Genomic DNA, 267 nt, shown 5'->3' with positions numbered 1-267 from the left:
CGATTTGCGTCTTCATTCCGCTCTGGACTTCGGTTCTTGTTCGCTCCTATGCCTGGATTGTCCTATTGCAGCGGAATGGGATCGTGAACGGGTTTCTCAGCGCCGTCGGTTTAACTGAACAACCCTTCAAGCTTCTTTACACGCAAGGAGCGGTGACATTGGCGATGGCACATGTACTCATGCCTTTCGTTGTACTGCCCATCTATGCTGCGCTCAAAGCTATACCCAAGGACCTTGATCGAGCTGCTCTGAACCTAGGCGCAAATC

Annotated in this window: 1 pseudogene; it reads left to right on the top strand. The window is 51.7% G+C overall.

The annotated features are described in order from the left end of the window. Positions 1-83 precede the first annotated feature (83 nt). Positions 84-267 (top strand): annotated as a pseudogene (gene potB / locus SB719_RS20465) (spermidine/putrescine ABC transporter permease PotB); the annotation flags it as partial.

Origin of the sequence: Pantoea sp. SIMBA_079, from assembly GCF_046940275.1 — a bacterium.
GTDB classification, from domain to species: Bacteria; Pseudomonadota; Gammaproteobacteria; order Enterobacterales; family Enterobacteriaceae; genus Pantoea; species Pantoea borealis.
This window is presented reverse-complemented; position numbering and strand designations above follow the sequence as displayed.